Annotated in this window: 26 protein-coding genes; 8 read left to right on the top strand and 18 right to left on the bottom strand. The window is 43.6% G+C overall.

Features of this window, described 5'->3' with window-relative positions; translation table 11 throughout:
• Positions 1–7: 7 nt before the first annotated feature.
• The 4 genes from EOD41_RS05005 to EOD41_RS04990 form a co-directional block, all read right to left on the bottom strand.
• The gene (locus EOD41_RS05005; RefSeq protein WP_127703701.1) at positions 8–349 is read right to left on the bottom strand and encodes a hypothetical protein; all 342 of its coding nucleotides are present in this window, start codon (positions 347–349) and stop codon (positions 8–10) included.
• Between the two features lie 4 nt (positions 350–353).
• Complete coding sequence (gene rsmI, locus EOD41_RS05000; protein ID WP_127703700.1) at positions 354–1,028, bottom strand: 16S rRNA (cytidine(1402)-2'-O)-methyltransferase; 675 nt, start codon at positions 1,026–1,028, stop codon at positions 354–356.
• A 14-nt stretch (positions 1,029–1,042) separates the two neighbouring features.
• Positions 1,043–1,768: a YebC/PmpR family DNA-binding transcriptional regulator gene (locus EOD41_RS04995; protein ID WP_127703699.1), complete on the bottom strand. Its 726-nt coding sequence runs from the start codon at positions 1,766–1,768 to the stop codon at positions 1,043–1,045.
• A gap of 96 nt (positions 1,769–1,864) precedes the next feature.
• Complete coding sequence (locus EOD41_RS04990; RefSeq protein WP_127703698.1) at positions 1,865–4,762, bottom strand: DEAD/DEAH box helicase; 2,898 nt, start codon at positions 4,760–4,762, stop codon at positions 1,865–1,867.
• 445 nt (positions 4,763–5,207) lie between these two features.
• Between EOD41_RS04990 and EOD41_RS04985 the strand changes: the two genes are divergently transcribed.
• The 4 genes from EOD41_RS04985 to pafA all read left to right on the top strand — a co-directional run bounded on the left by EOD41_RS04985 (position 5,208) and on the right by pafA (position 11,060).
• Complete coding sequence (locus EOD41_RS04985) at positions 5,208–7,613, top strand: TonB-dependent receptor (protein WP_317133180.1); 2,406 nt, start codon at positions 5,208–5,210, stop codon at positions 7,611–7,613.
• A 4-nt stretch (positions 7,614–7,617) separates the two neighbouring features.
• On the top strand, positions 7,618–8,220 hold the full coding sequence (gene pnuC / locus EOD41_RS04980) for a nicotinamide riboside transporter PnuC (RefSeq protein WP_127703697.1): 603 nt from the start codon (positions 7,618–7,620) through the stop codon (positions 8,218–8,220).
• 4 nt (positions 8,221–8,224) lie between these two features.
• On the top strand, positions 8,225–9,322 hold the full coding sequence (locus tag EOD41_RS04975; protein ID WP_127703696.1) for an acyl-CoA dehydrogenase family protein: 1,098 nt from the start codon (positions 8,225–8,227) through the stop codon (positions 9,320–9,322).
• Positions 9,323–9,407: 85 nt separating this feature from the next.
• Positions 9,408–11,060 carry an alkaline phosphatase PafA gene (gene pafA / locus EOD41_RS04970; RefSeq protein WP_127703695.1) on the top strand — a complete coding sequence of 551 codons (1,653 nt, stop codon included), beginning with the start codon at positions 9,408–9,410 and terminating at the stop codon, positions 11,058–11,060.
• 146 nt (positions 11,061–11,206) lie between these two features.
• Here pafA and EOD41_RS04965 read toward each other — a convergent pair whose 3' ends face one another.
• From EOD41_RS04965 to ruvX, 12 genes are all read right to left on the bottom strand, one after another.
• Positions 11,207–11,689, bottom strand: a complete 483-nt coding sequence (locus tag EOD41_RS04965) for a hypothetical protein (RefSeq protein WP_127703694.1) — start codon at positions 11,687–11,689, stop codon at positions 11,207–11,209.
• Between the two features lie 50 nt (positions 11,690–11,739).
• The gene (locus EOD41_RS04960) at positions 11,740–12,234 is read right to left on the bottom strand and encodes a hypothetical protein (protein WP_127703693.1); all 495 of its coding nucleotides are present in this window, start codon (positions 12,232–12,234) and stop codon (positions 11,740–11,742) included.
• 22 nt (positions 12,235–12,256) lie between these two features.
• Positions 12,257–13,837: a M1 family metallopeptidase gene (locus EOD41_RS04955; RefSeq protein ID WP_127703692.1), complete on the bottom strand. Its 1,581-nt coding sequence runs from the start codon at positions 13,835–13,837 to the stop codon at positions 12,257–12,259.
• Positions 13,838–14,062: 225 nt separating this feature from the next.
• Positions 14,063–14,362, bottom strand: coding sequence for a hypothetical protein (locus EOD41_RS04950; RefSeq protein ID WP_127703691.1), 300 nt, complete (start codon positions 14,360–14,362; stop codon positions 14,063–14,065).
• 155 nt (positions 14,363–14,517) lie between these two features.
• Positions 14,518–15,846 carry a signal recognition particle protein gene (gene ffh, locus EOD41_RS04945; RefSeq protein ID WP_127703690.1) on the bottom strand — a complete coding sequence of 443 codons (1,329 nt, stop codon included), beginning with the start codon at positions 15,844–15,846 and terminating at the stop codon, positions 14,518–14,520.
• Between the two features lie 76 nt (positions 15,847–15,922).
• Positions 15,923–16,945 carry a DUF3078 domain-containing protein gene (locus EOD41_RS04940; RefSeq protein WP_240663192.1) on the bottom strand — a complete coding sequence of 341 codons (1,023 nt, stop codon included), beginning with the start codon at positions 16,943–16,945 and terminating at the stop codon, positions 15,923–15,925.
• Between the two features lie 45 nt (positions 16,946–16,990).
• Positions 16,991–17,326, bottom strand: a complete 336-nt coding sequence (locus EOD41_RS04935) for a hypothetical protein (RefSeq protein ID WP_127703689.1) — start codon at positions 17,324–17,326, stop codon at positions 16,991–16,993.
• Positions 17,323–18,093, bottom strand: a complete 771-nt coding sequence (locus EOD41_RS04930) for a hypothetical protein (RefSeq protein ID WP_127703688.1) — start codon at positions 18,091–18,093, stop codon at positions 17,323–17,325. The genes EOD41_RS04935 and EOD41_RS04930 overlap by 4 nt, the downstream gene beginning before the upstream one ends.
• 25 nt (positions 18,094–18,118) lie before the next feature.
• Positions 18,119–18,949, bottom strand: coding sequence for a glucosaminidase domain-containing protein (locus EOD41_RS04925; RefSeq protein WP_127703687.1), 831 nt, complete (start codon positions 18,947–18,949; stop codon positions 18,119–18,121).
• Positions 18,950–18,999: 50 nt separating this feature from the next.
• Positions 19,000–19,536 (bottom strand): glycoside hydrolase family 73 protein, encoded by a 537-nt coding sequence (locus EOD41_RS04920; protein ID WP_127703686.1) that lies wholly within the window; start codon positions 19,534–19,536, stop codon positions 19,000–19,002.
• 2 nt (positions 19,537–19,538) lie between these two features.
• Positions 19,539–20,177: an O-methyltransferase gene (locus EOD41_RS04915; protein ID WP_127703685.1), complete on the bottom strand. Its 639-nt coding sequence runs from the start codon at positions 20,175–20,177 to the stop codon at positions 19,539–19,541.
• Between the two features lies 1 nt (position 20,178).
• On the bottom strand, positions 20,179–20,586 hold the full coding sequence (gene ruvX / locus EOD41_RS04910; RefSeq protein WP_127703684.1) for a Holliday junction resolvase RuvX: 408 nt from the start codon (positions 20,584–20,586) through the stop codon (positions 20,179–20,181).
• Positions 20,587–20,792: 206 nt separating this feature from the next.
• Between ruvX and EOD41_RS04905 the strand changes: the two genes are divergently transcribed.
• Genes EOD41_RS04905 through rmuC form a run of 4 tightly spaced genes read left to right on the top strand, consistent with a single transcriptional unit; the run spans position 20,793 to position 25,226 of the window.
• Positions 20,793–21,938, top strand: a complete 1,146-nt coding sequence (locus tag EOD41_RS04905; protein WP_127703683.1) for a DNA polymerase III subunit — start codon at positions 20,793–20,795, stop codon at positions 21,936–21,938.
• A gap of 3 nt (positions 21,939–21,941) precedes the next feature.
• Complete coding sequence (locus EOD41_RS04900) at positions 21,942–23,315, top strand: PSP1 domain-containing protein (RefSeq protein WP_127703682.1); 1,374 nt, start codon at positions 21,942–21,944, stop codon at positions 23,313–23,315.
• Between the two features lie 2 nt (positions 23,316–23,317).
• Positions 23,318–23,788: a gliding motility lipoprotein GldH gene (locus EOD41_RS04895; RefSeq protein WP_127703681.1), complete on the top strand. Its 471-nt coding sequence runs from the start codon at positions 23,318–23,320 to the stop codon at positions 23,786–23,788.
• 55 nt (positions 23,789–23,843) lie between these two features.
• Complete coding sequence (gene rmuC, locus EOD41_RS04890) at positions 23,844–25,226, top strand: DNA recombination protein RmuC (protein ID WP_127703680.1); 1,383 nt, start codon at positions 23,844–23,846, stop codon at positions 25,224–25,226.
• Here rmuC and EOD41_RS04885 read toward each other — a convergent pair.
• Both EOD41_RS04885 and EOD41_RS04880 read right to left on the bottom strand, forming a co-directional pair.
• A complete protein-coding gene (locus EOD41_RS04885) occupies positions 25,223–25,462 on the bottom strand; it encodes a hypothetical protein (protein ID WP_127703679.1) in 240 nt (79 codons plus the stop codon). The genes rmuC and EOD41_RS04885 overlap by 4 nt on opposite strands.
• A complete protein-coding gene (locus EOD41_RS04880; protein WP_127703678.1) occupies positions 25,446–26,069 on the bottom strand; it encodes a hypothetical protein in 624 nt (207 codons plus the stop codon). Before EOD41_RS04880 ends, EOD41_RS04885 begins: the two co-directional genes overlap by 17 nt.
• Positions 26,070–26,076 lie beyond the last annotated feature (7 nt).

Below are 26,076 nucleotides of genomic sequence, written 5' to 3'. Positions count from 1 at the left end.
AAGCGGATTATTTTGTAATATACTTATCAAGTATTTCTCCAGTGGAAGGATTCATAATAATTGCTGTATCACACCAATTAAATTGTACCAATTGCTGATTATCAGTAATCGTCAGGCCAACATAAGGACAATTACTCCCCCTATAAAATAATTCAGTTTCTTGCACACGCCATAGAAAATCACCAGAAGTTGAAAACGCAAAAACATTCAGTTCATATTTAACTTTAGGTGGTATATCCAATAACACTACAATCACATCCCCAATTTGCAGTTGTTCTTGTATGGGATACTCAAATTCAACAGGATTTCCATGGGGAAAATGAAGTTTATTGACCGTTTCTCTAGTCACAAAATTATTCTTTGCCTTTAACACATATCACAAACTCTCCCTTTACCGGATGCGTATCAAAATATGTTTTCACTTCACTTACGGTACCACGCACTGTTTCTTCAAACATTTTTGTCAACTCGCGCGACACGGATATCTGTCTTTCTTCACCAAAGTAAATAGCAAACTCTTCAAGTGTTTTTAATAAACGGTGCGGCGACTCGTATAGTATAATGGTGCGTTCTTCCAACGCCAGTTGTTTATAGCGCGTTTGCCGGCCTTTTTTCAGCGGAAGAAATCCTTCGAAACAAAACCTGTCGGTAGGGAAGCCGGAGTTTACCAGCGCCGGTACAAAAGCCGTAGCACCGGGAAGACACTCTACTTCAAGCTCATTTTTCAATGCTTCGCGTACAAGATAAAATCCCGGATCAGAAATGGCGGGCGTTCCCGCATCTGAGATTAGCGCGACGTTTTTACCTTCTTTAAGAAAACGCACAATTTCACCCGACGACTGATGCTCGTTATGCTGATGATGCGCATACACCTTTTGATGTATATCAAAATGCTTTAGCAACGGCGCCGATGTTCGGGTATCCTCCGCAAGTATCAGGTCGGCTTCTTTCAGTACACGAATAGCCCTTAGGGTGATATCCTCAAGGTTACCGATGGGGGTTGGTACCAAAAAAAGCTTTCCGGCCATGTTAGGATGCAGTGTTAACCTGCTATGTTATGGTAAACCGCCTGTACGTCGTCGTCCTCTTCCAGCTTGTCAACTATCTTAAGCGCGTCTGCAGCTTCTTCCTCGCTTACGTCAACAGTAGTAAGCGGAATACGCTCCAATGTTGCCGACTTTACCTCTATGCCTATTTCTTCAAGCGCTTTCTGCATTTTACCAAAATCTTCAAAAGCGGTGTGGATAACGGCTATGTCTTTACCCTCTTCGTCAGCTTCAACAAACAGGTCTTCCAGGCCGGCGTCAATAAGCTCAAATTCAAGCTCTTCCAGGTCACGGTCACCCGGCTCAAAAGTAAACACCGATTTGCGTGTAAATACAAAGTCGAGCGAACCGGTTTTACCCAGCGTGCCACCATGTTTGGTAAAGTAGCTGCGTACGTTGGCAACAGTACGGTTGGTATTATCAGTAGCGGTTTCAACTAAAATGGCTATGCCATGTGGCGCATAACCTTCGTAAACCAGCTCATCGTAGTCTTTTTCATCACGGCTTGAAGCGCGTTTTATAGCGGCTTCAACCCTGTCTTTAGGCATGTTAACCGCTTTGGCATTTTGCACTGCGGTACGCAGCCTCGAGTTTGTTTCGGGGTTGGGGCCACCGGCCTTAACCGCCATTACAATCTCTTTACCAAGGCGCGTAAACTGCACGGCCATTTTAGCCCAGCGCTTAAATTTTCTTTCCTTACGGAATTCAAATGCTCTTCCCATAAAATATTTAGATAACCTTTTGAGGTTTTAACGCTGCAAATATAACACTTACGTTTGGATTAGCCGATGCAGTAGCAATGGCTTTACAGAGTTAGTTTACCCTAAAATCTCCTTGATATCTTCAGCCGAAAGCGACTTGATAAAGCTCTCTTCGGTAGTAATGAGTGAGCGGGCAACGCTTAGTTTTCGCTGCTGCAGGGCAAGTATTTTTTCTTCAACCGTGTCTTTGGTGATGAATTTATATATAAACACGTTTTTGGTTTGACCAATGCGGTGCGTACGGTCAATAGCCTGCTGCTCAACGGCCGGGTTCCACCATGGGTCGAGAATAAATACATAGTCGGCCTGAGTAAGGTTGAGGCCTACACCGCCGGCTTTTATGGAGATCAGGAACACTCGTGTTTTTTCATCTTCCTGGAAACGCTTTACTACATCACCACGATTTTGTGTGGCGCCGTCGAGATATACGTATGGAATGCCTTCCTTTTCAAAATGCTCACGGTATATGCCCAGCTGCTTAACAAATTGCGAAAATACCAGCACCTTGTGCCCACCATCCAATACGTTTGACAATGTGTGCACCACATTTTCAAACTTACCCGAATCACCTTCGTACTCTTCGTCTATCATTAACGGGTGGTTAGCAATCTGGCGCAACTTAACAAGACCTTGCAATACCTGTATCTGTTTTTTGGCGTAGCTGCCGTCCTCGATGCTTTTCAGCAGCTCGTTACGGTATTCTGATTTTACCTTTTCATACACCTCGCCCTGCTCTTCACTCATCTGGCAATAAAACAGGTTTTCCGTTTTCGGCGGAAGTTCTGTAGCCACCTGCTCTTTTGTGCGACGCATAACAAAGGGCTTTATCAGCGCCTGCAGGCGGCGGGCCTTTTCTTCGTCCTTTTTCTTTTCGATAGGAGTAACGAACTCATTCAAAAAGAATTGCTGACTACCCAATAAACCAGGGTTGATGAAAGACATTTGTGTCCACAAATCGTTAACTGAATTTTCAACCGGCGTACCGCTCAGTATCAGTTTAAATCGCGATTTTAACTGCTTAACCGCCTGGTACGATTTTGACGAAGGATTTTTGATGTTCTGGCTTTCGTCCAATATCACATAATCAAAAAAATAACTTTTAAATAGCTCAATATCAATCCGGCTAATGCCGTAGGTGGTTACAATAACATCATAATTTTTAAACACCTCGGGCGATTTGTACCTGAATGTGCCTGTGTGCACCATCAGCCTCAGCGTTGGCGCAAATTTTTTCGCCTCGTTAAGCCAGTTATAAATTAACGAAGTTGGCATTATCAGCAGTGAAGTAGCTTTACCGCCTTCGGCCTCAGTATCTTCTTTATGCTTTTGCAGCAGGGCAAGTGTTTGTATGGTTTTGCCCAGGCCCATATCGTCGGCAAGGCAGCCGCCAAAATGATAGCTCTTTAAAAAGTGGAACCAGTTGTAACCTGCCTTTTGGTATGGACGCAGCATACCTGCAAAATATTCGGGCATTGGCACCTCGTCTGGTGTTTCAAAGTCGTTAAGCTTTTGCAGCTTGCGGGTCATGGTGACGGCGGCCATATCTCCTTCAGCAAGTTCGTTTACCAGACCGATATGATGGCGGCGCAATTTGAGCTCGTTGCCACCCTCGGTAAAGTGGAGCAGGTTGCCGTATTGTGAAAACCATGTTTCGGGTATCACAGCAATTTCGCCCGACGGCAGTACAAATTCTTTTTTATGGTTAAGGATATGGTTCTTAAGTTCGATAAACGGTATCCGGTAGGGACCGAAATATACCACAGCATTTATATCAAACCAGTCGTTATTCTCCTGTACCTCTATATCAATTTTTGAGTTGCCGAATACATAGCGCTTTTGCCCCTCGGGCTGTTCAATCTCGAAGCCTTCGGCAATCAATTCGTCGTGGTGCTGGTTAAGCCACTCGAAAACAGTGAACGAATGGTCGGCATCCTCATCCCTGTGCCCGGCAACTTCCAGGTTTTGGAACAGTGATGAAGCTGTTTTCAACCCAAGCTGTTCAAGCAAGGCCATTTTATTTTTTTCCCACGTAGTAGAGCGTTTTATACGATGGAAGATATAATCTTCGCCGTTGCGCTCAATACGCACCGACACGTGCCTGCCATCTCCGTAAGGGAAAACGTAGCCCGCATATTTAAAATACAGCTGCAGTTGTGAGGTGCCACCTTCAACATAAATCGGTTTCAGTACGGGGCGAGCATCATACTTTTCGGTATTGATGGTAAAGCCTTCGGCATAAACGTTGTGCTTCTCAATCAACGGAGCAACAAAGCGCTCAAAATATGATTGTTCTGAAGAACGCGGGATAGCGATGTAACGCTTGTTCAGAAAAGGCTGCAGCTTTTTGCCCTCTATCTCTTTATCAAAATAATACAGCGTATCGTCAAGCAGCATCCAGGCCGGGTGATTACAGATGACCTCGGCGTTTTTGAACATGAATTCGATGCGCATTCCCTTAAATTTTATTGTGGGGAAATAACGTATCTCGGTATCATCACGGCGAAAATGGAACAGCACCGATGCCGGTTCGTCGGCAATGTGCAGCTTACGCTCGGCAGGGTAGCCTTCCTTGCTCATCAGGTAAACTTCCTTTTCCTTTAGCGCGTTAAGCGCCTCGGCCATACGCTTTTCTATTTTAGGGCGAATGGTATCAAAAAGCTGCTCGTTAAATATTTTGGAAAAAAACTCAAACGGGCGGATGGGTTTTTTATAATACCGCTTTATTACGTTACCCTGTTCAATCTCTTCCAGAAGTTTTATCAGGCGCAGGTCGGTTTCGTCAAGGCAGCCTGCAAATTCTTTTGCCGTATTGCTGAAAAGGCGCTGATGGGTAAGTGAAAATTCTCCGTTGGGGTTTAGCTGTACTATGTGCGGCTCAATAACATAGCCTAAATACTCATGCCGGGCAATGGCATAAATTATCTGACAGGGCTTGGTGCTATCTACGCGTAACATTAATTAGTAGCTAAAAATTAATGCAAGCTATAACAACAAAAAATTCAAACGTAAACAGAATTTTACGGAATACGAAGTGTTTTTTCGTAATTTTTTAAACAATTGTGGTTTTAAATTTATGAGTTTAATAAAGTGAAGTGGTTCTTTTTATGAAAAAGCATAAAAATGACTGCCTAAGTGCTTCAATTCCGCAATCAAACTATATATTTGCCGCATTAGTTTTCTCAAGGGGTGCCTTGCTTTGGTAACCGCAACTAACTGCAGATAGTTACGGCCAAACTGAAAGACAGGCTGAGATCATACCCATACTTCCAAATGCTCCCCTTTAGGGGCTGGGGGTTACACCTGATCCGGATAATGCCGGCGTAGGGAGAGGTAAAAGTTAAGTGTACTGCATGTTCGCCCTGGCTTGCAGATGGTTTAACTAAGTTTAGTTTTTAAAACATTGAAAAATTTGTTCTCGGCGATTTTCGCCCTGCTGCTGCCGTTTATGGTATCGGCCCAGTTTTCCGTATCAGGAAAAATTACTACACCAACAGGCGAAGCCTTACCCGGTGCTACCATTTCATTAACCAGTTCAAAAAACGCCGTTACAGATGCTAACGGAAATTACCAGTTAATCGGCGTTGCCGCAGGTAACTACACCTTGCAGGCCAGCTACATTGGTTATCGTACACAAACGGTACCAGTTGCAGTTGACGGCAATAAAACAGTGAACATTACACTTGCCGTAGCCAATTTTACTACCGAAGAAGTGGTGGTTACAGCCACACGCGCTGGCAACAATTCGCCCATAGCGTTTACAAATCTTAGCAAAAAAGATATTGAAAAAAACAACTTCGGGCAGGATTTGCCTTATCTGCTGAACCAGACCCCATCGGTAGTGGTTACTTCTGACGCGGGAACAGGTATTGGCTACACCGGCATCCGCATCCGCGGGTCGGACCCAACGCGTATTAACGTCACCATTAACGGCATTCCATATAACGATTCTGAAAGCCAGGGTTCATTTTTTGTGGATATACCTGATATCGCGTCATCGGTAAACAACATACAGGTGCAGCGTGGCGTGGGTACCTCAACTAACGGCGCGGGCGCTTTTGGCGGTAGCATCAATATCTCGACAGCCACCCGCCGTGATACCGCTTATGCCGATTTGAACAACTCGTTCGGCTCGTTTAACACTGTAAAAAATACTGTAAGCGCAGGTACCGGTTTATTGGGTAATCATTTCAGTTTTGATGCGAGGCTGTCACGCATTCATTCTGATGGCTACATCGATAATGCCTTCTCCAACCTGAAATCATACTTTTTAAGCGGCGCTTATTATGGCAAAAACACCACCATTCGCGCCAATGTGTTCACCGGTTTCGAGCGCACTTACCAGGCCTGGAACGGTGTGCCCGATTACGAGATACTCAACAATCGTCGTTATAACGAATACACTTACAAAAATCAGGTAGATAACTATACCCAAAACCACTACCAGTTATTGTTAGACCAGCGCATCAGCAATAAGCTATCATTCAGCGGTGCGCTGCATTACACTAAAGGCAGCGGCTATTATGAAGAATACAAAGACCAGGACCCGATTGCTGATTATGGCCTGACACCTGTTTCACCGGGTGTTGATACAGCCAACATTGTGCGCCGCCGCTGGCTGGATAACGATTTTTATGGTGTAACCTACGCCCTGAAATATGTGCCTACAAGCAAGGCTACCCTTACCGTGGGCGGTGCCTATAACAAGTATGATGGCGCTCACTTTGGCCAAATTATTTTCAGCGATGAAAATATTGGTATCGGACCTGAGCATGAGTACTATCGTGATAATGCCAACAAAAATGACTTTAACATTTTTGCCCGTGCCGACGTCAATATCGGCGACTTCCTGTTGTACGGTGATATTCAGTACAGGCATATTTACTATTCGTTCTTCGGGCTGGACCGCAACCTGAACAACGCGCAGCAAAACGCTACGCTGAACTTTTTTAACCCTAAAGCGGGTATCACTTATAAAATTAACGAGCGTAACAACGTTTATGCCTCATTCGCTGTAGGCAGCCGCGAACCAAACCGGGATGATTACACCGACTCGCAACCGCAAAATCGCCCAAAAGCTGAAAAGCTTTATGATTTTGAAGCGGGCTACAGAACCATAGGCGAAGCATTTTCAGGCGGAATAAACGGTTTTTACATGCTGTACAAAAACCAGTTAATACTTACCGGCGCGCTTAATGATGTTGGTTCGCCTATCCGTCGTAATGTGGACGACAGTTATCGTGCAGGTGTGGAAATTGATGGCAGGTTAAAAATTACCGATGTATTAAGCTGGACGGCTACGGCCAGCATCAGCGCCAACAAAATAAAAAACTATGATCAGTTTTTTTATAATTATGATGACGACAGCCTTGTTGAACTGCGCCTTGACAAAACTACTATCGCGCTTTCCCCGTCGTTCATTGGGTCGAGCACTATCAGCTATGTGCCATTTAAAGGTGGCGAAATTGCCTTCTTAAGCAAATACGTAAGCAGCCAGTATCTGGATAACACCATGACCACTAACCCGGCCGGTTTCCCTACCGACCCAACGGTTGCCGGTAACCCATATGCGTTCAACCGCCGGATAGACGGCTTTTTTGTGAATGATTTGCGCCTTCGCTATAACTTCAGCATAAAAGCCATAAAAAACATCGGTTTAGGTTTACAGGTAAGCAACTTGTTTAACGAGAAATATGAAGCAAGCGGCGCTACTTATCCAAGCCTTGCGGGCGGTAACATGTATAACTATAATTACTTTTTTGTACAGGCTACACGCAGTGTACTGGGTTCGGTTAGTTTAAATTTTTAGGCTGATGCAGGATTTTTTAAAGCTTTTTATCGACCAGGTAAAAGAAACCGGCTGGCTGCAATGGATAGCTACCGGCTTCGGTGTTGCCGAAGTACTACTAGCACGGAAGAATAATATCCTACTGTATCCGGCAGGTATTATTTCTATTGTGCTATCGGTTTACCTGCTGGTTGATGTTAAGCTTTTTGCCGAAGCCGCGCTGAACATTTATTATCTGGTGATGAGCGTTTACGGCTGGACATACTGGATAAAAAAGCGCGGCGAGCCCGCCGTGCCGGTAAGTTTTGCCAACAAACAGGAATGGATAATTACACTGGCCATTTCAATTGGCGGCTGGCTGGTGTTGTACCTACTGCTGAAACACCTCACCCCATCTGATGTACCCGTTTGGGATGCCTTAGTATCATCAACGGCATGGGCGGGTATGTGGCTATTGGCACGGCGAAAAGTGGAGAACTGGTTACTGTTAAACCTATCTAACTTATTTGCAATACCATTGTTGTTTCATAAAAGTCTGCCATTATTTTCCCTCCTTACTGTCTTTTTATTTGTGGTGGCTGTATTTGGATATTTCGACTGGAAAAAGAAAGCCGGGTTAAATAAGTAATAGTATGGAACATCCATCAATGTATTTGAAACCTGAATGGGTTAAAATAATCCGCGATCACGCCCATTTGGCCGAGGATATGGAAGTATTACATCCGCGGCAGCTTGATCTGGTGCATGAGCAGGAATGGTTTAAATTTTTTGTGCCGAAAGCCTACACCGGCTTAGAAATGCCGTTACCAAACCAGGTAAGATTAGAAGAAAGCCTTGCCTGGTCAAACGGCAGTTTGGGTTGGGTAGTTACGCTGTGCAGCGGCGCAGGCTGGTTTGGGGGCTTTATGGAGCCAGAGTTGGCACGAGAGATATTTATGTGTGAAGGCCTGTGCCTTGCCGGCAGCGGTGCGCCCGACGGTACCGCCGAAATGACCAAAGGCGGCTACATTGTTAACGGCGAGTGGAGATATGCAAGCGGCATTTACCACGCTACTCATGTTACGGCCAATTGTATCATTATCAAAGATGGCAAACCTATGTTAAATGCTGATGGCAGCAAACTGGTGCTGCCCTTTGTTTTCGATAAAAAGGATGTAGAAGTTTTACCTGCCTGGAAATACATTGGCATGATGGCCACCGGCAGTCATGCTTATAGAGTGAGCAACTTATTTGTTAAAAGCAATCGCTGTTTCCGCATAGCGCCTGATGCCAGGGTAATTGATAGTCCGCTTTACCGCTACCCTTTTCTTCAACTGGCAGAAGCTACACTGGCGGTTAACCTGTCGGGCATGGCGCTGCATTTTACGGACATGTTCGATATTATATTAAAAGAGAAAGTTACCGGGAACCAATGGAATACCGATCAGAAAAAGCACGCCAAACACGTGTTCGACAAAGCCATGAACGTAATGGCTTATGCCCGGCGCAAATTCTATAACGCGCTTGATATATCCTGGCAAATTTGTGAAACCGGGCAACCAATACCGGATGAAGTATTAAAAAATGTAAGTAGTACCAGCCGTCGCCTTGCCAAAACATCCCGCGAAGCGGTAGATGCTTTGTACCCGTTTTGCGGATTGATGGCCGCAAGTCCGGATACGCAGCTTAGCCAGGTATGGCGCGATTTGCATACCGCCAGTCAGCATAGTTTGTTAACCTTCGCCCTTTAACATTGTAACAATACGGTATAATTGGATCGGTGTTTATACTCAGTTAACATTGCTTTAGCCATATTTGCAGTAAACACTTTACGTGATGAATTTTAAACAACTGCTATTTATAACTTTTGCTGCCGCGTCAGTATCTGCATCGGCGCAAACAAAAAAATCTATCGCAGCTACCAATACCTTGCCACGGCCTAAACTGGTTGTTGGTATTGTTGTTGACCAGATGCGCTGGGATTACCTGTACCGGTATTACGACCGTTATCAAACCGGCGGTTTCAGGCGGATGCTTAACGAGGGTTTTACGTGCGAGAATACTAACGTTGATTATATCCCGACAGTAACAGCTGCGGGGCATACCTGCGTGTACACAGGTTCGGTGCCGGCTATTCATGGTATTGCAGGTAATGATTTTATTGACCAGGCAACAGGCAAATGGATGTACTGCGCAGGCGATACAACAGTTAACACGGTAGGTTCGGCCTCAAAAGCAGGGCAGATGTCTCCTCGTAATATGATGGTAAGTACTGTTACCGACGAACTTAGATTGGCTACCAACTTCCGCTCGAAAGTTATCGGTATTGCAATAAAAGACAGGGGCGGTATACTGCCTGCAGGCCACTCGGCAAACGCAGCTTATTGGTTTGACGATAGTACCGGTGGTTGGATAAGCAGCACTTATTACATGACCGATCTTCCGCAATGGGTAAAAGATTTTAACGCAAAAAATCTTGCTGAAAAATACCTGAAACAAGACTGGAACACGCTTTATCCACTAAACACCTACCTGCAAAGCGCGCCCGACAACAGTCCGAAATACGAAGGAAAATTCAAAGGCGCTGATGCACCGGTATTTCCTGTAAAGACATCACAGCTGTACAATGGTAATAAAGGTTTAGTACGCTCCACACCATATGGTAACACCCTAACACTTGATATGGCCAAGGCAGCGCTTACCAACGAGCAGATGGGCAAAGGCACTGTTACCGATTTCCTGGCGGTGAGCTTATCATCGACAGATTATGTTGGCCACCAGTTTGGACCGAACTCTGTTGAGGTGGAAGATACTTACCTGCGTTTGGATAACGACCTGGCTGCGTTTTTTAATTTTTTAGACACACAGGTTGGCAAAGGCAATTATACCGTTTTCTTAACAGCCGACCATGCCGTTGCACATAACCCCAACTTTTTAATCGATCATAAAATACCTGCCGGCGTGTTCAATGAAGGCGCTACCGAAAAGGCCTTAAACAGCTATCTGCAGGAAAAATATAAAGCTGAAGGCATTGTGCTTAGCCTGGGCAACTATCAGGTTAACCTGAACTATAAAGTGATTGGCCAGAACAAGCTAAATGAAGAAGCCATTAAACTTGATTGTATTGCGTTTTTGGAAAAACAGCCTGACATTGCCTTCGCCGTGGACATGCTGAAAGCCAAAACAGCCACCGTGCCCGAAGAACTTCGTGAGCGCATTGTGAACGGCTACAGCCGCGAGCATAGCGGTGTGATCCAGATCATCCTGAAACCGGGTTATTTTTCGGGCGGGCAAACCGGGACGACACACGGTACCTGGAACCCCTACGACGCGCACATACCACTGGTGTTTATGGGCTGGGGTGTAAAACACGGCGCCCTGACACGCGAAACTCACATGACCGACATTGCGCCAACTATTTCGTCATTACTGCACATACAGCAGCCAAACGGTAGTATAGGCAAGCCAATAGGCGAGGTTCTTAAATAAGAAAAGGGGCGGATAACCGCCCCTTTTCTGTACCTTTATAGTTACTGTTGACGTCAACAGAGTCAACAGAGTCAACACCGTCAACACCAGCCAACACCAGTCAACACCGTCAACACCAGTCAACACCAGTCAACACGAAACAGAGGTTAATTATCAAATGCGCCCTCTATGAAAGGGTTAAACCCTTCAGGGAGATCCGTTAACATTGGCCTGAAAACTATCCAAAACTTAACTGACATGGTGTAGTCGTCATATATTTTCCTGCCATCATAATATATTTCCACATGCGCAGAATCAGTAGTATTCGCAGTTTGTAACTGCGGCTTCCTTTTTAAAGCCTGCAACCCCTGAAATACAGCATAAAGCGAATCAATTTTGAAGGCCTTACTCATTTCTGCAGTATCTATCCTTAAAAATAATTCTGTGTAAGGTGAGCCTTGCCCTTTAACCACATAGCCGTAGCCAGTATTATTTAGGTAGATCGAGTAAAAGGTTCTACCAAAGCGGATATCTGTTTTAATGTTGTATGCATTGAGGGGTTTTGAAATAACCGGTGGCTTGGCTGCGGGCTCGCCGCAAGCAATTATTAGCAACGACGCAATAAAATAGATATATGATAACCGGTGCATTACTTAACAATTTATCATCCTTCTCAATCCCCATTGAGCCAAACTGTGTTTTATAAACGTCTCCAAAGCTTATTGTTGAAGTCAACCTGATAATCAAAAGGCTCAGGTTGATAATCCTCCGGATGTGTTACCCATCTTTCATCACAAAGGATAGTATTAACATCCTCATAGAATGCTTCCATGTCGAACTTTTTTATCGGAAGACATTTAATCTCATCAAAACCAATTATGATTGCATCCTTTATAAGTGATGAAACTTGTTTTTCATCCGCTTTTACTAATGTGGCATAATTTATTTTAACGGTAACACTGAGCGTTTTGTAGCGGCGTGAAAATGATTTCTGAACTACTATCCCGGTTTCAAAATCTTTAGGTGGAGACGAAAACACAGGGTCGTAACTATTAAGCACAACGAAAATCTCTTTAATGCCCTCACCATAGTTTTTGTCGCTCAATTCTTTTTTCAAATTGGCATCAATCGATATTACCTGATCTAACCGCTGTTTGGCTAAAGGGGTCGCTTCTGTTGACAAGTGTATCTTCATAAAACTATAATTCAGCTTTAATCTACTTTTCCATAACCTCAATCTCTGCAAGCAGCTCACCCTTCGGGTCGGCTACTAAAGCACCTGTTTTTGTAGGCGGAGCCAGCTGTACATCAAGCACCTTGTTTTTAACGTTCAGGTTGTATCCGGTATCGCCTATCATAATTTGCAGCGGAAGCTCGTAAGGCACCTCCTGTAATTGTTCAACACGCACATGTGGCCCATGGTTTGTTTTATCGGTATTCCATGTTATACGCAGGCGTGGATGAAGCGGCGTGTATAACCACTGTTTAAAAAACTGTTTTAAATTCTGGCCGCTTACTTTTTCCATTACAGCGATGAAGTTTTCGGTACTTGCATTGCCATTCATGTAAGTGGCATAGTACTTCCTTACGCCTGTCCAAAACACTTCGTCGCCCAGCTTTAAGCGCAGCATATGTAGTACCCAGGCCGCTTTTTGATAACTGTTGGGGTTCAGCAGGTCCATATAATCGGTTACACGGGTGGTATCTACTATAGGTGTTTTGCGGGTTCGTTCAAAACCGAAGATCAGCTTCTTGTCCTGCTGCAGTCGCTTGTGTAAACTGTCGGCGCCGTATTTATGCTCGTGCCAGTGGTGTGCCATGTAGGTAGCAAAGCCCTCGCTCAGCCATACATGCGCCGGGCCTTTTTCCGTCGCCGCGTCGCCAAACCATTGGTGGCCAATCTCATGTGCTACCAGCGCTTCAACATCCTTCGCGCCTACAGAATTTTCATAATAAAAAATCGCCCCGGCATTTTCCATACCACCAAACTTGGTTTTCGATTGTACATTGGCCAGCTTTTTATATGCGAACGGCCCAACCTGCTTTATAAAATAAGGTAGTATATCTTTTGCTACCGAATATGCTTTAAAACCTTGGTCTTTATCCTGCGGATAGGTGTATGCCAATACCGGTATGCCATCCGGTTCGCCGCTTTTATCAATGTCGAAATTGGCCACGCCAATTACCATCAGCTTGGTTGAAATAGGCGCTGTTTCACTGTACTGCGTTACTTTGGTTGCGCCGGTAACGGTCTCTTTAACTTTAACCCCATTGGCTACAACACCGTAATGCGCAGGTGCTGTTACAACAAAATCAACAGTTGCTTTATCAGCCACATGGTCAACACAGGGCAGCCAGTTATGAGCGCGGTTCAGCCAGTTATCGCCGAAAAAGGTACGGTCGCCGTATTTGTTTTTGGCAATGATCAACCCATCTGACGGGACACCCGAATAGGTGATCAGGTACACATGGCTGCTTTTGAGCTGTATTTTGGTATTGATAGTAAGCGTTTGTGCCGACTGTTTAAACTTCAGTTTCTTTCCTTTTTCGGTAACCGATGTTACCAGCATACCCTTACCATCAGCGTTAGCCTTTTCCAGGTCAAAAGTCACCTGCGAAGCTGCTTTAATACCCTTTACTGCAATGGCTGCCTTACCTTTAATGGTGTCGTTAACATCATTAAGCCATAAGTTAAAGCTGTAATGCTGCACATCAACTGTTTGTCCGGGCGCCTGAGCGAGGGTTTTGAATGAAGAAAACGCAAAAAGGGTAAAGAAAAAACAAGTAGAAAACTTCATATAGTCAGTTTGATAATATCATCTACTAAGGTAAAATATTTACGTAAAGTTCAGGGTAATGTAACACCAGTTAAGAGTGATAATGCTTCTGTAAGCGTCTGCTTGTGATTTGTAATTTACCTTACTTTAGGAATTGAGATATTGTTATAATCTTATTCCTCACTTTGCTACATTGCCTATCTCGCTTCAATTAAAATTCTTTATCTTAAATTTTTGAATCAATAGTTAGGGATAACCCAAGATTCCGGCTATAGCATCTTCTATATGCTCCCTCATTTCGTCGAAAGCGTTCTTATCTGTATCATTTAGATACTCTTTTTGTCGATACATGAACGTCGGAATAAACCATAGTATGCCAATCACGTTCCTCGGTATTATTTCACCCTCTTTATAATGTAGTTTTAAAATAGATGCATAAAGTTCGTTGAATAGATTTCTATCAAAAACTCCATCTCGCAACTTACCTAAGAACCCGTTTTCACCCCAGCTTTCATCTATTACTTTGATATACATGTCATTTTTCATCTACTTTCTGTTTAATTATAAATGAATAGCCAGCTGCTCCTTAACTTTACCACATGTCGTCTATACTATAGCTTTTCCAAAAGCGTATGATGATTATTTAGTATGTTTATAACAACGAAGCCGCTTGTTAAGCGGCTTCAATTTAATTATTTCCCTTACATCTTTGGCATCCGCCTCATCATGTTGGCCATGGCGGCCGGGTTGCTCATTTGTTTCATCACCTTGCGCATGTCTTCAAACTGCTTTATCAGGCGGTTTACTTCCTGCAGATCGGTGCCCGAACCTTTGGCTATCCTGTTGCGGCGGCTTTGGTTTATGCTGTCGGGGTTTTCTTTTTCAAACGGCGTCATCGACTGGATGATGGCTTCTACCGATTTAAAGGCATCGTCGCTAACTTCCACGTCCTTCATCATTTTGCCAACGCCGGGTATCATGCCCATCAGGTCTTTCATGTTACCCATTTTTTTGATCTGCTGTATCTGGCTGTAGAAGTCGTTAAAGTCGAACTTGTTCTTGCGGATCTTCTTTTGCAGTTCGGCCGCCTGTTTCTCGTCAAACTGCTGCTGGGCGCGTTCCACTAACGACACCACGTCGCCCATGCCCAAAATACGCGAGGCCATACGATCGGGGTGGAAAACGTCAAGCGCTTCCATTTTTTCGCCTGTACCGATGAATTTGATCGGCTTATTCACAACCGACTTGATTGACAATGCCGCACCACCGCGGGTATCACCATCAAGCTTGGTAAGCACAACGCCGGTGAAATCAAGCCTGTCGTTAAACACCTTGGCAGTGTTTACGGCGTCCTGACCGGTCATCGAGTCGACCACAAACAATATCTCGTGCGGATTGGTAGCAGCTTTTACCTGCTCAATTTCCTGCATCATTGCCTCGTCTATTGACAAACGGCCCGCGGTATCCACAATCACCACGTTGTTGCCGTTCTGCTTAGCCTGGGCAATACCCTCTTTCGCTATCGCGATTGGGTCTTTTGATTCAAGGTTGGCATATACCGGTACACCTATCTGCCCGCCTAAAACCTGCAGCTGGTCAATAGCCGCGGGGCGGTAAACGTCGCCGGCTACCAGTAAAGGTTTTTTATTTTTTTGTGTTTTAAGGAAATTGGCCAGCTTACCGGTAAAAGTTGTTTTACCCGCACCGTTAAGGCCGGCAATCAATATTACGGTAGGCGTAGCCGGAAAGCTGATCTCAGTAGCGGTACCGCCCATTAAAGCGGTAAGCTCGTCGTTCATTATCTTGGTAAGCAACTGGCCTGGAGAAATAGACGTTAATACGTTCTCGCCAAGCGCTTTTTGCTTAACATCGTCGGTAAAAGTTTTAGCTGTTTTATAGTTTACGTCGGCATCCAGAAGGGCTTTGCGTATCTCCTTCATGGTTTCGGCCACGTTAATTTCAGTAATTGTTCCCTGTCCCTTCAGTACCTTAAAGGCCCTGTCTAATTTATCCGAAAGATTTTCAAACATCTTGTTAACCTTGTTTTTGAGGTTGCAAAGTTAACAATTAGTTACGAGTTGTTTAAGCGGAAAAAGCGGCTTGTAGTCATGGGAATTTATACATCAGGCCAAGCGCAAGGCCTTCGGTAGCCTGTATATCGGGCGAAGTATCTTTATTATACAGTGCGGTGCCGTTTATGGTGACGTTGATTAGTTTATTCACACGAGCAATAAGTGTAAGGTCGAGCCGGTGGTTTACGTAAGCCAGCGGACGACCGTATGGAATGAACAACGCGTAGCGCCAGTTAAGGTGCAGGTTCTGCATAATGTCTTTATCAAACAATGCCACAGCCTGAAACGCGAGTTCGTTGCGCACATTTTTGCCTTCCTCTAAACCGTACGACTGTACCTTGCGCACACTATCGTCAAGCACTAACGTCTGTCTTGCCGTACCGGTACCCAACCGCAGGTCGAAATATTTAGACGGCTTGTACTCAAAACCTATTGATTCGGTGATGTAGCCCGGGGCGAAGAAGTTCGAGATCAGTATCGGCGGATTTGGGTCGGGATATTGGTAACCTTTGTCAATCTGCGTTTCAATACTTAATGATCCGAAGAAATACCAGTTTTGAGAGAGCTTGGTAGCCAGCTTATTATCTATAAAAAGGCGGTCGTTAGTTTTACGCGCGCCCTGGCCTTTGTTTTTTGAGCGTCCGTATAAAAAGTTAACCTCGGCGGTATAAACAAACGGCGATTTGTTGTACTCTGTCCTATAAATAATATTAGTACCAACGGCCACTGCGCTTACACCGCCCGCGCTCCAGTTACTGCTGAATGCTGATTGGTTAAAGTTAAGCGCGAAGGTGAACCATTTACGCCAGTGATGTATCTCGTAATCGGGCATGTCAACCTTTATAAACTCAGGTACTACCTGTACAGGCCGTATCCGCAAAGGAAGGGCGTTTTTACGTGGCTCGAGGCGATATCGGTTTAAAAGGTTGGTATCGGTTTTTATAACAACTACGGTATCAGCTTTTTTTACGGTATCGGTTTTAACGGTATCGGTTTGCGCAAAGGCGCCAGCCGAACATAAAACTGCCAATAATAATCCTGATACTTTTTTTATCATAGTTTGCAGGTTGAAACACCGGGCGAAAGTCCGGCCGCGCCAAATTTAACTTTTTGCTGTTAAATAAAAACGCCAAAACCACAGGCCGCGCGTCTTTGTATAATCAAAGTTACGTTCGTTGGCGTAGGCTTCACGTTCAAAAACGATGTTCAGGTACGCTTTATTATGCTCGCGGTATTTTGCCAGGTTAATCAAATAGTTTATCAAATACAGTAAGTAGAAAGGAATTACCAGCAATTCGGCTTGCTGTTTCATGTGGATAGTTTCATGATGTATCAGCACCTTATTATTGCGGTCTTTTTCTTTACTTACAAGAATAAATGGAAATAAAGCCATACCGCTTACTTTAAGAAAGGGTACAACTATTACGGGATATTTCATTTTGAAGGTTGAAAAGTCTGCGGTCCGTACCCATCAGGATTGCGGGAATAACGGCGGAAATCGGTACGGATACGTCTGGCAAATTCATAATCACTTGCGGTAGTTACAAAATAATAGCTCGGCCTGAATTTCTGCATAAAATCAGTTAGCTTGTCGCCGGTTAATCCGGTAATGCTGCCAACAATAGTCCGGTTATACCTGTAGTCGATTACATCCTGCTCATAATCGCGCTCAATTATTTCTTTCAGGCGCTCGGCGTTACGGCCGCTGCGGCTAAAGGCATTATACAATGCATCAATACCAATACCCGCACCGCCGTAAGGTGAAGTTGTAAGGAAGTCGGGATTGGCCGCCGGACCATATATTTTGGTGTAATCGCGCTTGGTAGCTTCAAGCTTACTTTCGGGGGTAAAGGCTTTGGCGGTGATATCAACCTGCTTTAGCTGAATGCCCGAGCGTTTAAGGTAAATGGCCAGTGTTTGGTTATCTTTTACAGTGATGGTGTCAGCATAATAACCGTCTTTTTTAAAAATGATAACATCGCCGGTTTTTGCTTTAATGCTAAACTCGGCCTTTAGGTTATTATAAACAGATTGGCTGGTTGATGTATTGCGCACAATAACCTGGGCTATACGCTCCTTACTTTCCCTGTCAAACACAATCCCCTCAACCTTTTGCTGCGCCAGCGCCGATGTGCTGCACAAAAGCAGTATGCCCCATAATTTCATTACAGAGATAAAACTAACCTTTTGTGTAAGTTTCAGCATACTTTTTAACAATAATTAACAGCGGCTACTGAGCTATAACAAGCTTTTGGCCAATTTTAATATTATTGTCGGCCATATTGTTCAGGGCTTTAAGCTCATCAACGGTTAGTGAGAAACGTTTGGAAATGTTGTATAGTGTATCTCCCTGCCTTACAATGTAATACTTATCAACCGGGGTTTCCTGTACTACAGCATCTTTTGCCGGCTGACCGATATTATCATTGATCTCTGCCAGCACACGGTCTTCACGCTTAATTTTTTGAAGGTCGGTTTCAGGGCGGTCAAACCGGTCGAGGTTGTATTTTTTGATGACATTGATCAACAGCTGCGGGTATTGCGGATTGGTAGCATAACCTGCCGCTTTTAAACCATATGCCCAGCCCTCATAGTCGTTTTTATCAAGTTCAAAAAGCGCGGCATAACGCTTTTTCTTCAGAAAATCAGAATGGTCGCGAAAGGATTCTTCAGGGTTTTTATACACACGGAAACAATCGTTAGCGTTATCATCATCTTTATAATAACCTTCGCCGTTCCAGCCGTTGCATTTTATTCCGAAATGGTTGTTTGCAACCTTAGCCAATTCGCTGTTACCGTTGCCTGATTCAAACATGCCCTGCGCAAGGGTAATACTTGCCGGTATGCCATAAAGGTTCATTTCCTGAACAGCAACTGTTTTAAACCTGTCGATATATGATTGTGCGGTGTAAGCCTGATAATTGGCAATAGCTTCTTTGTTGGCTTTTTGGATGGTTTTGTTATTGCGCCTTGCCTGCCTGTCGCTAATGGTTTTTTTGCGCGACGAACATGACGCAAAAACTATACAGGTGACCAATAAAATATAAAGCGTTTTATGCATACGGTACTCTAACAACGGCTTGAATGATTTATTGCCAAAGTTAAAGTAAATTATTTACCGGTGTTTTCGGCAAGCTGTGCGTCTGCAGGCTCAGGGGTTTGGTCAAGGTCGTTCAACCCGTATCTTTTTATAATGCCGATAACTTGCGAAGCCCATTTTTTGCTGCTGCAATAGCCGCTGCGCTGTATGCCTTTAGCCCAGCCTTTGTAGTCGTACTGGGTAAATTTATCGTTTAAATGGCTAAATTGCTTCCTTTCTGTCATAATACGGGCAAAATCCTGGAATGATTCAAACACCGAATCGTACTTTTTATAAGAGGAGCGAACCTTGCGTTTCTTTTTATAATACACGCTGCCCTTGCCGCCTTTTATCCCAAATTGGTTGTTCAGATTTTTAGCAATAGTGCTGTTTCCGTTACCTGATTCATGCATCGCTACCGCTAAAACTATACTTGCGGGTATTCCGGTCTCGTGCATAATGCGAATGGCATTATCTTTGAATTGTTCGATGTATGACTGTGACGTGTTTTGCGCCGAAACGGCAAATGAAGAAATTGCGAACAGGGTAACCAGTAAGAGTTTTTTCATAATTACTTTTTTTGGATGAGCAATAATCCATCGCGCACGGGTAGAATTAATTTTTCAACCCTTGTGTCAACAGCTATTTGCTCATTTAGTTTTCTGAAAGATTCAGTGTCAGCATCTTTTTCGGGCCCGTACACCTTTCCCTTCCACAAAACATTGTCAATTATTATCAATCCTCCGGATCGTACTTTGTTAACTAATAACTCGAAATAAGTAAAATTATTTCGTTTATCCGCATCAATAAACACTAAATCAATATTTTGCCATTGAAAATCAGCGATTATGTCCGCTGCAGCGCCAAAATGAGTAATAATTTTTTTCTCCACATTTGTTAGTTGCAGGTTGTTTTTAATGGTGTCTTCCATTTCCTGGTTAACCTCAATGGTGTGCAAAACACCGTCTTCAGCAAGCCCTTCAGCCAGGCAAATTGCCGAGTAACCGGTAAAAGTTCCTATCTCAACAGCCAGTTTTGGCCGCAGCATTTTGCTAAGGATACTCAACAGCCTGCCCTGGTAATGCCCCGAAAGCATGTTTGGCTTCAATACCTTCAAATGCGTATCGCGATTAATTTTTTGCAGATGTGCCGGCTCGGGGTCGGTGTGAGCTTCGAGGTAGGCTTGAAGGGTGGGGTCTAAAATTTCCATATTATATTTTTTGCATCCATGATTGTAAAAGTATCACCGCCGAAACCGTATCCACCAACTCCTTACTTTGTCTTGCTTTTTTACCCATGCCACTTTGTGCAATAACTGCCGATGCCATTTTTGAGGTAAAGCGTTCATCCAGCATCTCTACAGGTATCTCCGGAAAATTCTTTTTCAGCAGGGTTACAAAGCCCTTCACATGCATGGCCGATTGTGAGGGCGTATTATCCATTTGCTTAGGTTCGCCAACTACAAAGCGTTCAACCTGCTCTGTTTGCAGGTACTTTTTCAAGTAGTCGATAATATATATGGGATGTATGGTATCAAGCCCGGTAGCTATTATCTGCAAGGGGTCGGTAACTGCTATGCCTATGCGCTTGGTGCCGTAATCAAATGCCATTATTCTCATTTAGATGTGAGATTTAGATGTGAGATACAATTTCAGATATGAGTATTGAGATGTGAGATATGAGAAATCTATAAGATGCTGAAATAACAACATTTTCGTCTCAAATCTCACATCTACACAAAAACTTCTGTCAAAAGTACGTTATATATGGCACTTGTCTAAAATCTCATATCTCACATCTAAAATCTAATACTTACCTTGCACCAATGCAGTTTAAACAAATTGTGGGGCAACACGCGGTAAAGCAGCGTTTAATTACTTCGGTACAGGAGAACCGGGTTAGCCACGCGCAATTGTTTTTAGGGCCCGAAGGGTCGGGCAGTTTGCCGCTTGCTGTAGCTTACGCGCAATATTTGTCGTGCGAGAATAAACAGCCCGACGATTCATGTGGTGTATGCTCGTCATGCCGGAAGTATCAGAAACTGATGCACCCCGACCTGCATTTTTCATACCCTTTTTTTGCGAAGCATAAAGATGATACAGCCATTACATTTATCGAGCAGTGGCGCGAAGCCTTTTTAGCCAATCCGTACTTAAACCTTGATAACTGGCGCGACAACCTGGAAGCTGAAAACAAACAGGCCAACATCAACATAGCCGAGTGCCATCAAATCATCAAAAAACTCAGCTTAAAGCCGTTTGAATCGCAATACAAAATACTGATACTCTGGTTGCCCGAATATTTGGATAAAGAGGGTAACTCGCTGTTAAAAATTATTGAAGAGCCACAGCCCAACACCTTGTTTTTGCTTGTGGCTCAAAATCAGGATCAGATACTGAATACCATACTGTCGCGTACACAGCTCATAAAAATTACTGCGCCGGGGTATGACGATGTAAAAGATTATTTGCTTACAGAACACGGTCAGCCGGAAAGCATAGCCGCCGAAATTGCCTACTTAAGCAACGGAAACATAAGCGAAGCCATAGCCATGACCCGGCAGGATAGCAGCAACTATCATACGCTATTTGTGCAATGGCTGCGTCTGGGCGTCACCAATAAAGTAATTGAGCTGGTAAGCTTTGTTGAGCAGCTTTCGCGCATGGGCCGCGAAAATCAAAAGAACTTTTTGCGCTACGGCGTAAACTTTATGCGCGAGTGCTGCCTGCTGATGGCTGGTGCCGGAGAATTGGTTCACTTACCGGCAAGCGAACTGGAAACCGCGCAAAAAATGATAAAGGTAATGAATCTCGACTTTGCACAGGCAATAAGCGACGAGCTGGAAAAGGCTCATTATCATGTAGAAAGAAATGCAAACCCTAAAATTTTATTTTTAGATGTATCTTTGCAAATTGTTAAAATACTATTTTTTAAAACGACCCCTAACGGGGCACAATATATGCCAAATTAAATTATGGGATGCGGAAGTTGCTCATCGGGTGGTTGTACACCCGCAGGCTGCAAAAGTAATGGCTCGTGCCTTACTAACGGCTGCAGCAAATTAGATGTTTACGACTGGCTGTCGCACATGGACATGCCGGCAAATTATAAGCCCTTTTCTATTGTCGAAGTAAAATTTAAAGGCTCGCGTAAAGAGTTCTATAAAAATAACGACAATGTTTACCTTGAAGCAGGCGAACTGGTGGCTGTTGAAACCACTACCGGTGGTTTTGATATAGGTCATGTATCGTTAACAGGGGAGTTGGTGCGGATGCAAATGGTAAAGCGCCATGTTAAAGAAGCTGATGTGGTGAAAAAGATCTATCGAAAAGCCACCCCTGCCGATGTAGATAAGTGGAAAGCCGCAAAAGATCTGGAGTGGGAAACCATGCATCGCTCGCGCAAACTGGCGCTGGATCTTAACCTGTCGATGAAGATAAGCGATGTGGATTACCAGGGCGATAAAACCAAGGCGACATTTTATTATACGGCCGAAGGCCGCGTTGATTTCAGGGAACTGATCAAAAAAATGGCCGAGGCTTTTAGGATACGTATTGAAATGCGCCAGATAGGCATGCGCCAGGAAGCCAGCCGCCTTGGCGGTATCGGCTCATGCGGACGTGAACTGTGCTGCTCAACTTGGCTTACCGATTTTAAAACGGTTTCAACAGCAGCGGCGCGTTATCAAAATCTATCGTTAAATACCCTAAAGCTTGCAGGGCAGTGCGGTAAATTAAAATGCTGCCTTAACTACGAGCTGGATACGTATATGGACGCCCTGAAATATATTCCGGACGATGTACATATTTTAAGAACTGAAAAAGGGGACGCACGCCTGCAAAAAACCGATATTTTTAAACGTATCATGTGGTTTAGCTATCCCGGCGAAGAATCATGGATACCGCTTAAAATAGTTGAGGTTAAAGAAATACAGCGCATGAACAAAGAGGGTGTATTAGCACCTGATTTGGCTCAAAAAGTTCAGGAAGAAGCCAAACCGGTTAAATCATTTGATTATGAGAATGTGGTTGGTCAGGATAGCCTTACCCGTCTTGACGAACGCAGCCGTAACAAAAAGAAGAACAAAAATCGTAATAAGAATAAGCAGGGACAGCCTGGCACACAGCCAACGGTTAATAATAAGCCATCGCCGCCACAGCAAACAGCACAGTCAAAACCGGCTATAAGCCGCGATGCTCAGGCACAACAGCCGCAAACTGCACAACAAAGGAAGGAAGGCGGCAGCCGTAACGACAGGCACAGGCGTAATAAAAACCGCGGTGGGCAAAACCGTAACAACGGCGGCGATCAGCAAAACAGGGACAATCAACAAAATCCCCCTCAGTAATAATGAGATATTCGGGTATTTATTTATCAATGATACTGGCGCTGCTGCTTGGCGGCTGCGCCAACCCTAATACAATTATCGATGATAATAAGGAAATACCTAACCATAACTGGGCCTATGTAAACAGGGCGGCTTATGATGTGCAGATTGACGACCCTAACTCGTTGTATAATATCTATTGTAATTTGCGCATAACCGCCGATTATAAATACTCAAACATCTTTATCATTTTCAGGCGAGGTGAACATGGTAAAAAACCTCAGGCCACCCGTTACGAATTTAAGCTTGCAAATCCTGATGGCGAATGGTTAGGCGCAGGTTCCGGCAATGTGTACAGCTACCGTTTTAAACTGCTTACCAATTATAAACTTCCCGCAAAGGGTAAATACCATTTTGAATTAGAACAAAACATGCGCGATAACCCGTTGAAGGGCGTTAGCGATGCTGGTATTACTATTGAAAAAGTAAAATAACTTTTCTTCCCATTCTTGTGTTTTATTAGTTAGTTTTGCTAATATTTTTATCAAAATGGTGCCTGTAGTTTTAGTTGTTGTTTCTATTGTAATACTGTTGCTGGCTGTTTTTTTATTTATAAAGAAACCAAAAGCCGAAGCTATAAGTACCGATGAATTGGTGCGCCTTAAAAATGAGGTTGATGCTTTACGTGTGGAAAAAGCTATCGCTGAAGAACGCTGCGCAGGTTTGACCAGTGAACGTGATAAGGCCGACCGTATCCTTCAGGACGAGCGCCTTCGTTTGGAAACAGTAGTTACTACTTTAAACCAGGAATTGCTTGCCGAAAAGAACCGCATGGCCAAGGCTGAAGAGGCTTTTAAGGCACAGCGTGAGCGTTTGGGTGAGCAGGAAAAATACATCCAGGAACTGCAGCAGCGTTTTAAAATGGAGTTTGAGAATATAGCCGAAAAACTGCTTAAAGAAAAGTCAAAAGAGTTTGTTGACGTCAACAAAAACAACCTCGACCATATTTTAAATCCGCTTAAAGAAAACCTGAAAACTTTTGAAGAAAAAGTTGACAAGGTTTATAATATGGAAGCAGCCGGCCGTAACGAACTTAAAGGTGTTATTACCCAGTTGATGGAACTTAACCGCCAGATAAGCGACGAAGCACAAAATCTTACCCGTGCGCTTAAAGGCGACAGCAAGAAACAAGGTAACTGGGGTGAGGTAATTCTGGAGCGCGTTCTTGAACGCTCAGGTTTGGTGCGCGACCGTGAATACCGCATACAAGCCAGTTTAGTAGGTGCTGATGGTAGCCGTTTACAACCCGATGTTATTATAGATCTTCCTGATGAGAAAAACTTGATAATCGACTCGAAGGTATCGCTGGTAGCGTATGAAAAATTGGTGAACTGTGAGAGTGAAGAAGAACGTAAGCTGTTTTCTATAGAACACGTTAAATCTATACGCAATCACGTGATGGGCTTATCATCTAAAAACTATCACGACCTTTACCAAATAAATTCGCCTGACTTTGTGCTGCTGTTTATTCCTATAGAATCATCATTTAGTTTTGCTGTACAAATTGATGCTGAACTGTTCAGCGATGCCTGGGATAAGCGTGTGGTTATTGTTAGTCCTTCTACCTTATTGGCTACATTACGTACCATTGCGAGCATGTGGAAACAGGAACGCCAGAACCGCAACGTATTAGAAATTGCCCGCCTTAGCGGTACCATGTACGATAAATTTGTAGGCTTTGTAAGCGATATGGAAAATATCGGCAAAAACATTAAACAAAGCCAGGCCGCTTATGAAAGTGCTTTAAACAAACTTACCGAAGGCAATGGCAACCTTACCATAACTGCTGATAAGATCAAAAAGTTGGGTGCCAAAGCCAACAAACAGCTCGATCAGAAATATATCGGGGAAGAAGATGCCTCAGTAAATTAATTTGTTTTATTTATGCCTACCATATATGTGGTAACCATATCTGCTTTTCCCATCATATTTACTTCTTTAATATTCATATCATAAGAAAATTTTAGGTTACTGGTAGTATTTTTTAAAAAAGAATCTTTAATACTGTATTCCAACTTACCATTACCACCACCTTGCATTGTCATTACCATTTCCTGGTTTTTAATATTAGCTGCTAAATTTTGGTCGAGATCAAAATAAGCTATCATTTTTAACAGCCATAAGTTTATATAAAATTTTTATTTTCATTTCCATATTTATACCGGCTATGGGCATATTCATTGGTACTTCCTGTGTAAATGATTCGCCAATAGTTAAAGGTTTTTCTGGAAATTTTATATGATTCATCATGTTATTTACCATTGAAGTTATAGCCTGCTTTTGCTCGCCGCTTAAACTTTGACCGGGAATTGAATCAGCCTGCATTTTACCATTCAGTACTTTACCTATAATCATTTGATTCAGCATCGGATTTGCAGGGGCAGCCTTTGTTTTGCCGTTTAGAGTAACATTTGAAATTAGCTTGTCGTAACTTATGGTTAACGGCAAACTATTTTCTGCTCCTTTTCCTATTTTCATAGTTGTCCCGATATCTGATTTAATTTGCATCATCATAGGAAACTGTTGACCTGATCCGTTAATTTTTGCAAGTGTTGCCGAATCTGCCTTAACATTCATTTCCATATTCATATTCACGTTTATGGTTGAAGTATATGTATGTTGCGGTTTATACTGCATTTTAAACAGTACAGATTTTTGAGCATAAACATTTAAGGTACACACTGTGCTTAACAGTAGTAATAAGGTTTTTCTCATATAAGGT

The organism is Mucilaginibacter limnophilus (assembly GCF_004005815.1).
GTDB classification, from domain to species: domain Bacteria; phylum Bacteroidota; class Bacteroidia; order Sphingobacteriales; family Sphingobacteriaceae; genus Mucilaginibacter; species Mucilaginibacter limnophilus.
This window is presented reverse-complemented; position numbering and strand designations above follow the sequence as displayed.

Coding starts and splice junctions, on each gene's coding strand:
- EOD41_RS04900 (WP_127703682.1), top strand. CDS start 21,942: ATGGGATGCGGAAGTTGCTCATCGGGTGGTTGTACACCCGCAGGCTGC.
- EOD41_RS04990 (WP_127703698.1), bottom strand. CDS start 4,762: ATGTTACGCGTAGATAGCACCAAGCCCTGTCAGATAATTTATGCCATT.
- EOD41_RS04935 (WP_127703689.1), bottom strand. CDS start 17,326: ATGAAATATCCCGTAATAGTTGTACCCTTTCTTAAAGTAAGCGGTATG.
- EOD41_RS04895 (WP_127703681.1), top strand. CDS start 23,318: ATGAGATATTCGGGTATTTATTTATCAATGATACTGGCGCTGCTGCTT.
- EOD41_RS04955 (WP_127703692.1), bottom strand. CDS start 13,837: ATGAAGTTTTCTACTTGTTTTTTCTTTACCCTTTTTGCGTTTTCTTCA.
- EOD41_RS04915 (WP_127703685.1), bottom strand. CDS start 20,177: ATGGAAATTTTAGACCCCACCCTTCAAGCCTACCTCGAAGCTCACACC.
- EOD41_RS04940 (WP_240663192.1), bottom strand. CDS start 16,945: ATGATAAAAAAAGTATCAGGATTATTATTGGCAGTTTTATGTTCGGCT.
- EOD41_RS04975 (WP_127703696.1), top strand. CDS start 8,225: ATGGAACATCCATCAATGTATTTGAAACCTGAATGGGTTAAAATAATC.
- EOD41_RS04905 (WP_127703683.1), top strand. CDS start 20,793: ATGCAGTTTAAACAAATTGTGGGGCAACACGCGGTAAAGCAGCGTTTA.
- ruvX (WP_127703684.1), bottom strand. CDS start 20,586: ATGAGAATAATGGCATTTGATTACGGCACCAAGCGCATAGGCATAGCA.
- EOD41_RS04885 (WP_127703679.1), bottom strand. CDS start 25,462: ATGATAGCTTATTTTGATCTCGACCAAAATTTAGCAGCTAATATTAAA.
- EOD41_RS04965 (WP_127703694.1), bottom strand. CDS start 11,689: ATGCACCGGTTATCATATATCTATTTTATTGCGTCGTTGCTAATAATT.
- ffh (WP_127703690.1), bottom strand. CDS start 15,846: ATGTTTGAAAATCTTTCGGATAAATTAGACAGGGCCTTTAAGGTACTG.
- EOD41_RS04950 (WP_127703691.1), bottom strand. CDS start 14,362: ATGAAAAATGACATGTATATCAAAGTAATAGATGAAAGCTGGGGTGAA.
- EOD41_RS04880 (WP_127703678.1), bottom strand. CDS start 26,069: ATGAGAAAAACCTTATTACTACTGTTAAGCACAGTGTGTACCTTAAAT.
- EOD41_RS04925 (WP_127703687.1), bottom strand. CDS start 18,949: ATGCATAAAACGCTTTATATTTTATTGGTCACCTGTATAGTTTTTGCG.
- pafA (WP_127703695.1), top strand. CDS start 9,408: ATGAATTTTAAACAACTGCTATTTATAACTTTTGCTGCCGCGTCAGTA.
- pnuC (WP_127703697.1), top strand. CDS start 7,618: ATGCAGGATTTTTTAAAGCTTTTTATCGACCAGGTAAAAGAAACCGGC.
- EOD41_RS04995 (WP_127703699.1), bottom strand. CDS start 1,768: ATGGGAAGAGCATTTGAATTCCGTAAGGAAAGAAAATTTAAGCGCTGG.
- EOD41_RS04920 (WP_127703686.1), bottom strand. CDS start 19,536: ATGAAAAAACTCTTACTGGTTACCCTGTTCGCAATTTCTTCATTTGCC.
- EOD41_RS04930 (WP_127703688.1), bottom strand. CDS start 18,093: ATGCTGAAACTTACACAAAAGGTTAGTTTTATCTCTGTAATGAAATTA.
- EOD41_RS04960 (WP_127703693.1), bottom strand. CDS start 12,234: ATGAAGATACACTTGTCAACAGAAGCGACCCCTTTAGCCAAACAGCGG.
- rmuC (WP_127703680.1), top strand. CDS start 23,844: ATGGTGCCTGTAGTTTTAGTTGTTGTTTCTATTGTAATACTGTTGCTG.
- rsmI (WP_127703700.1), bottom strand. CDS start 1,028: ATGGCCGGAAAGCTTTTTTTGGTACCAACCCCCATCGGTAACCTTGAG.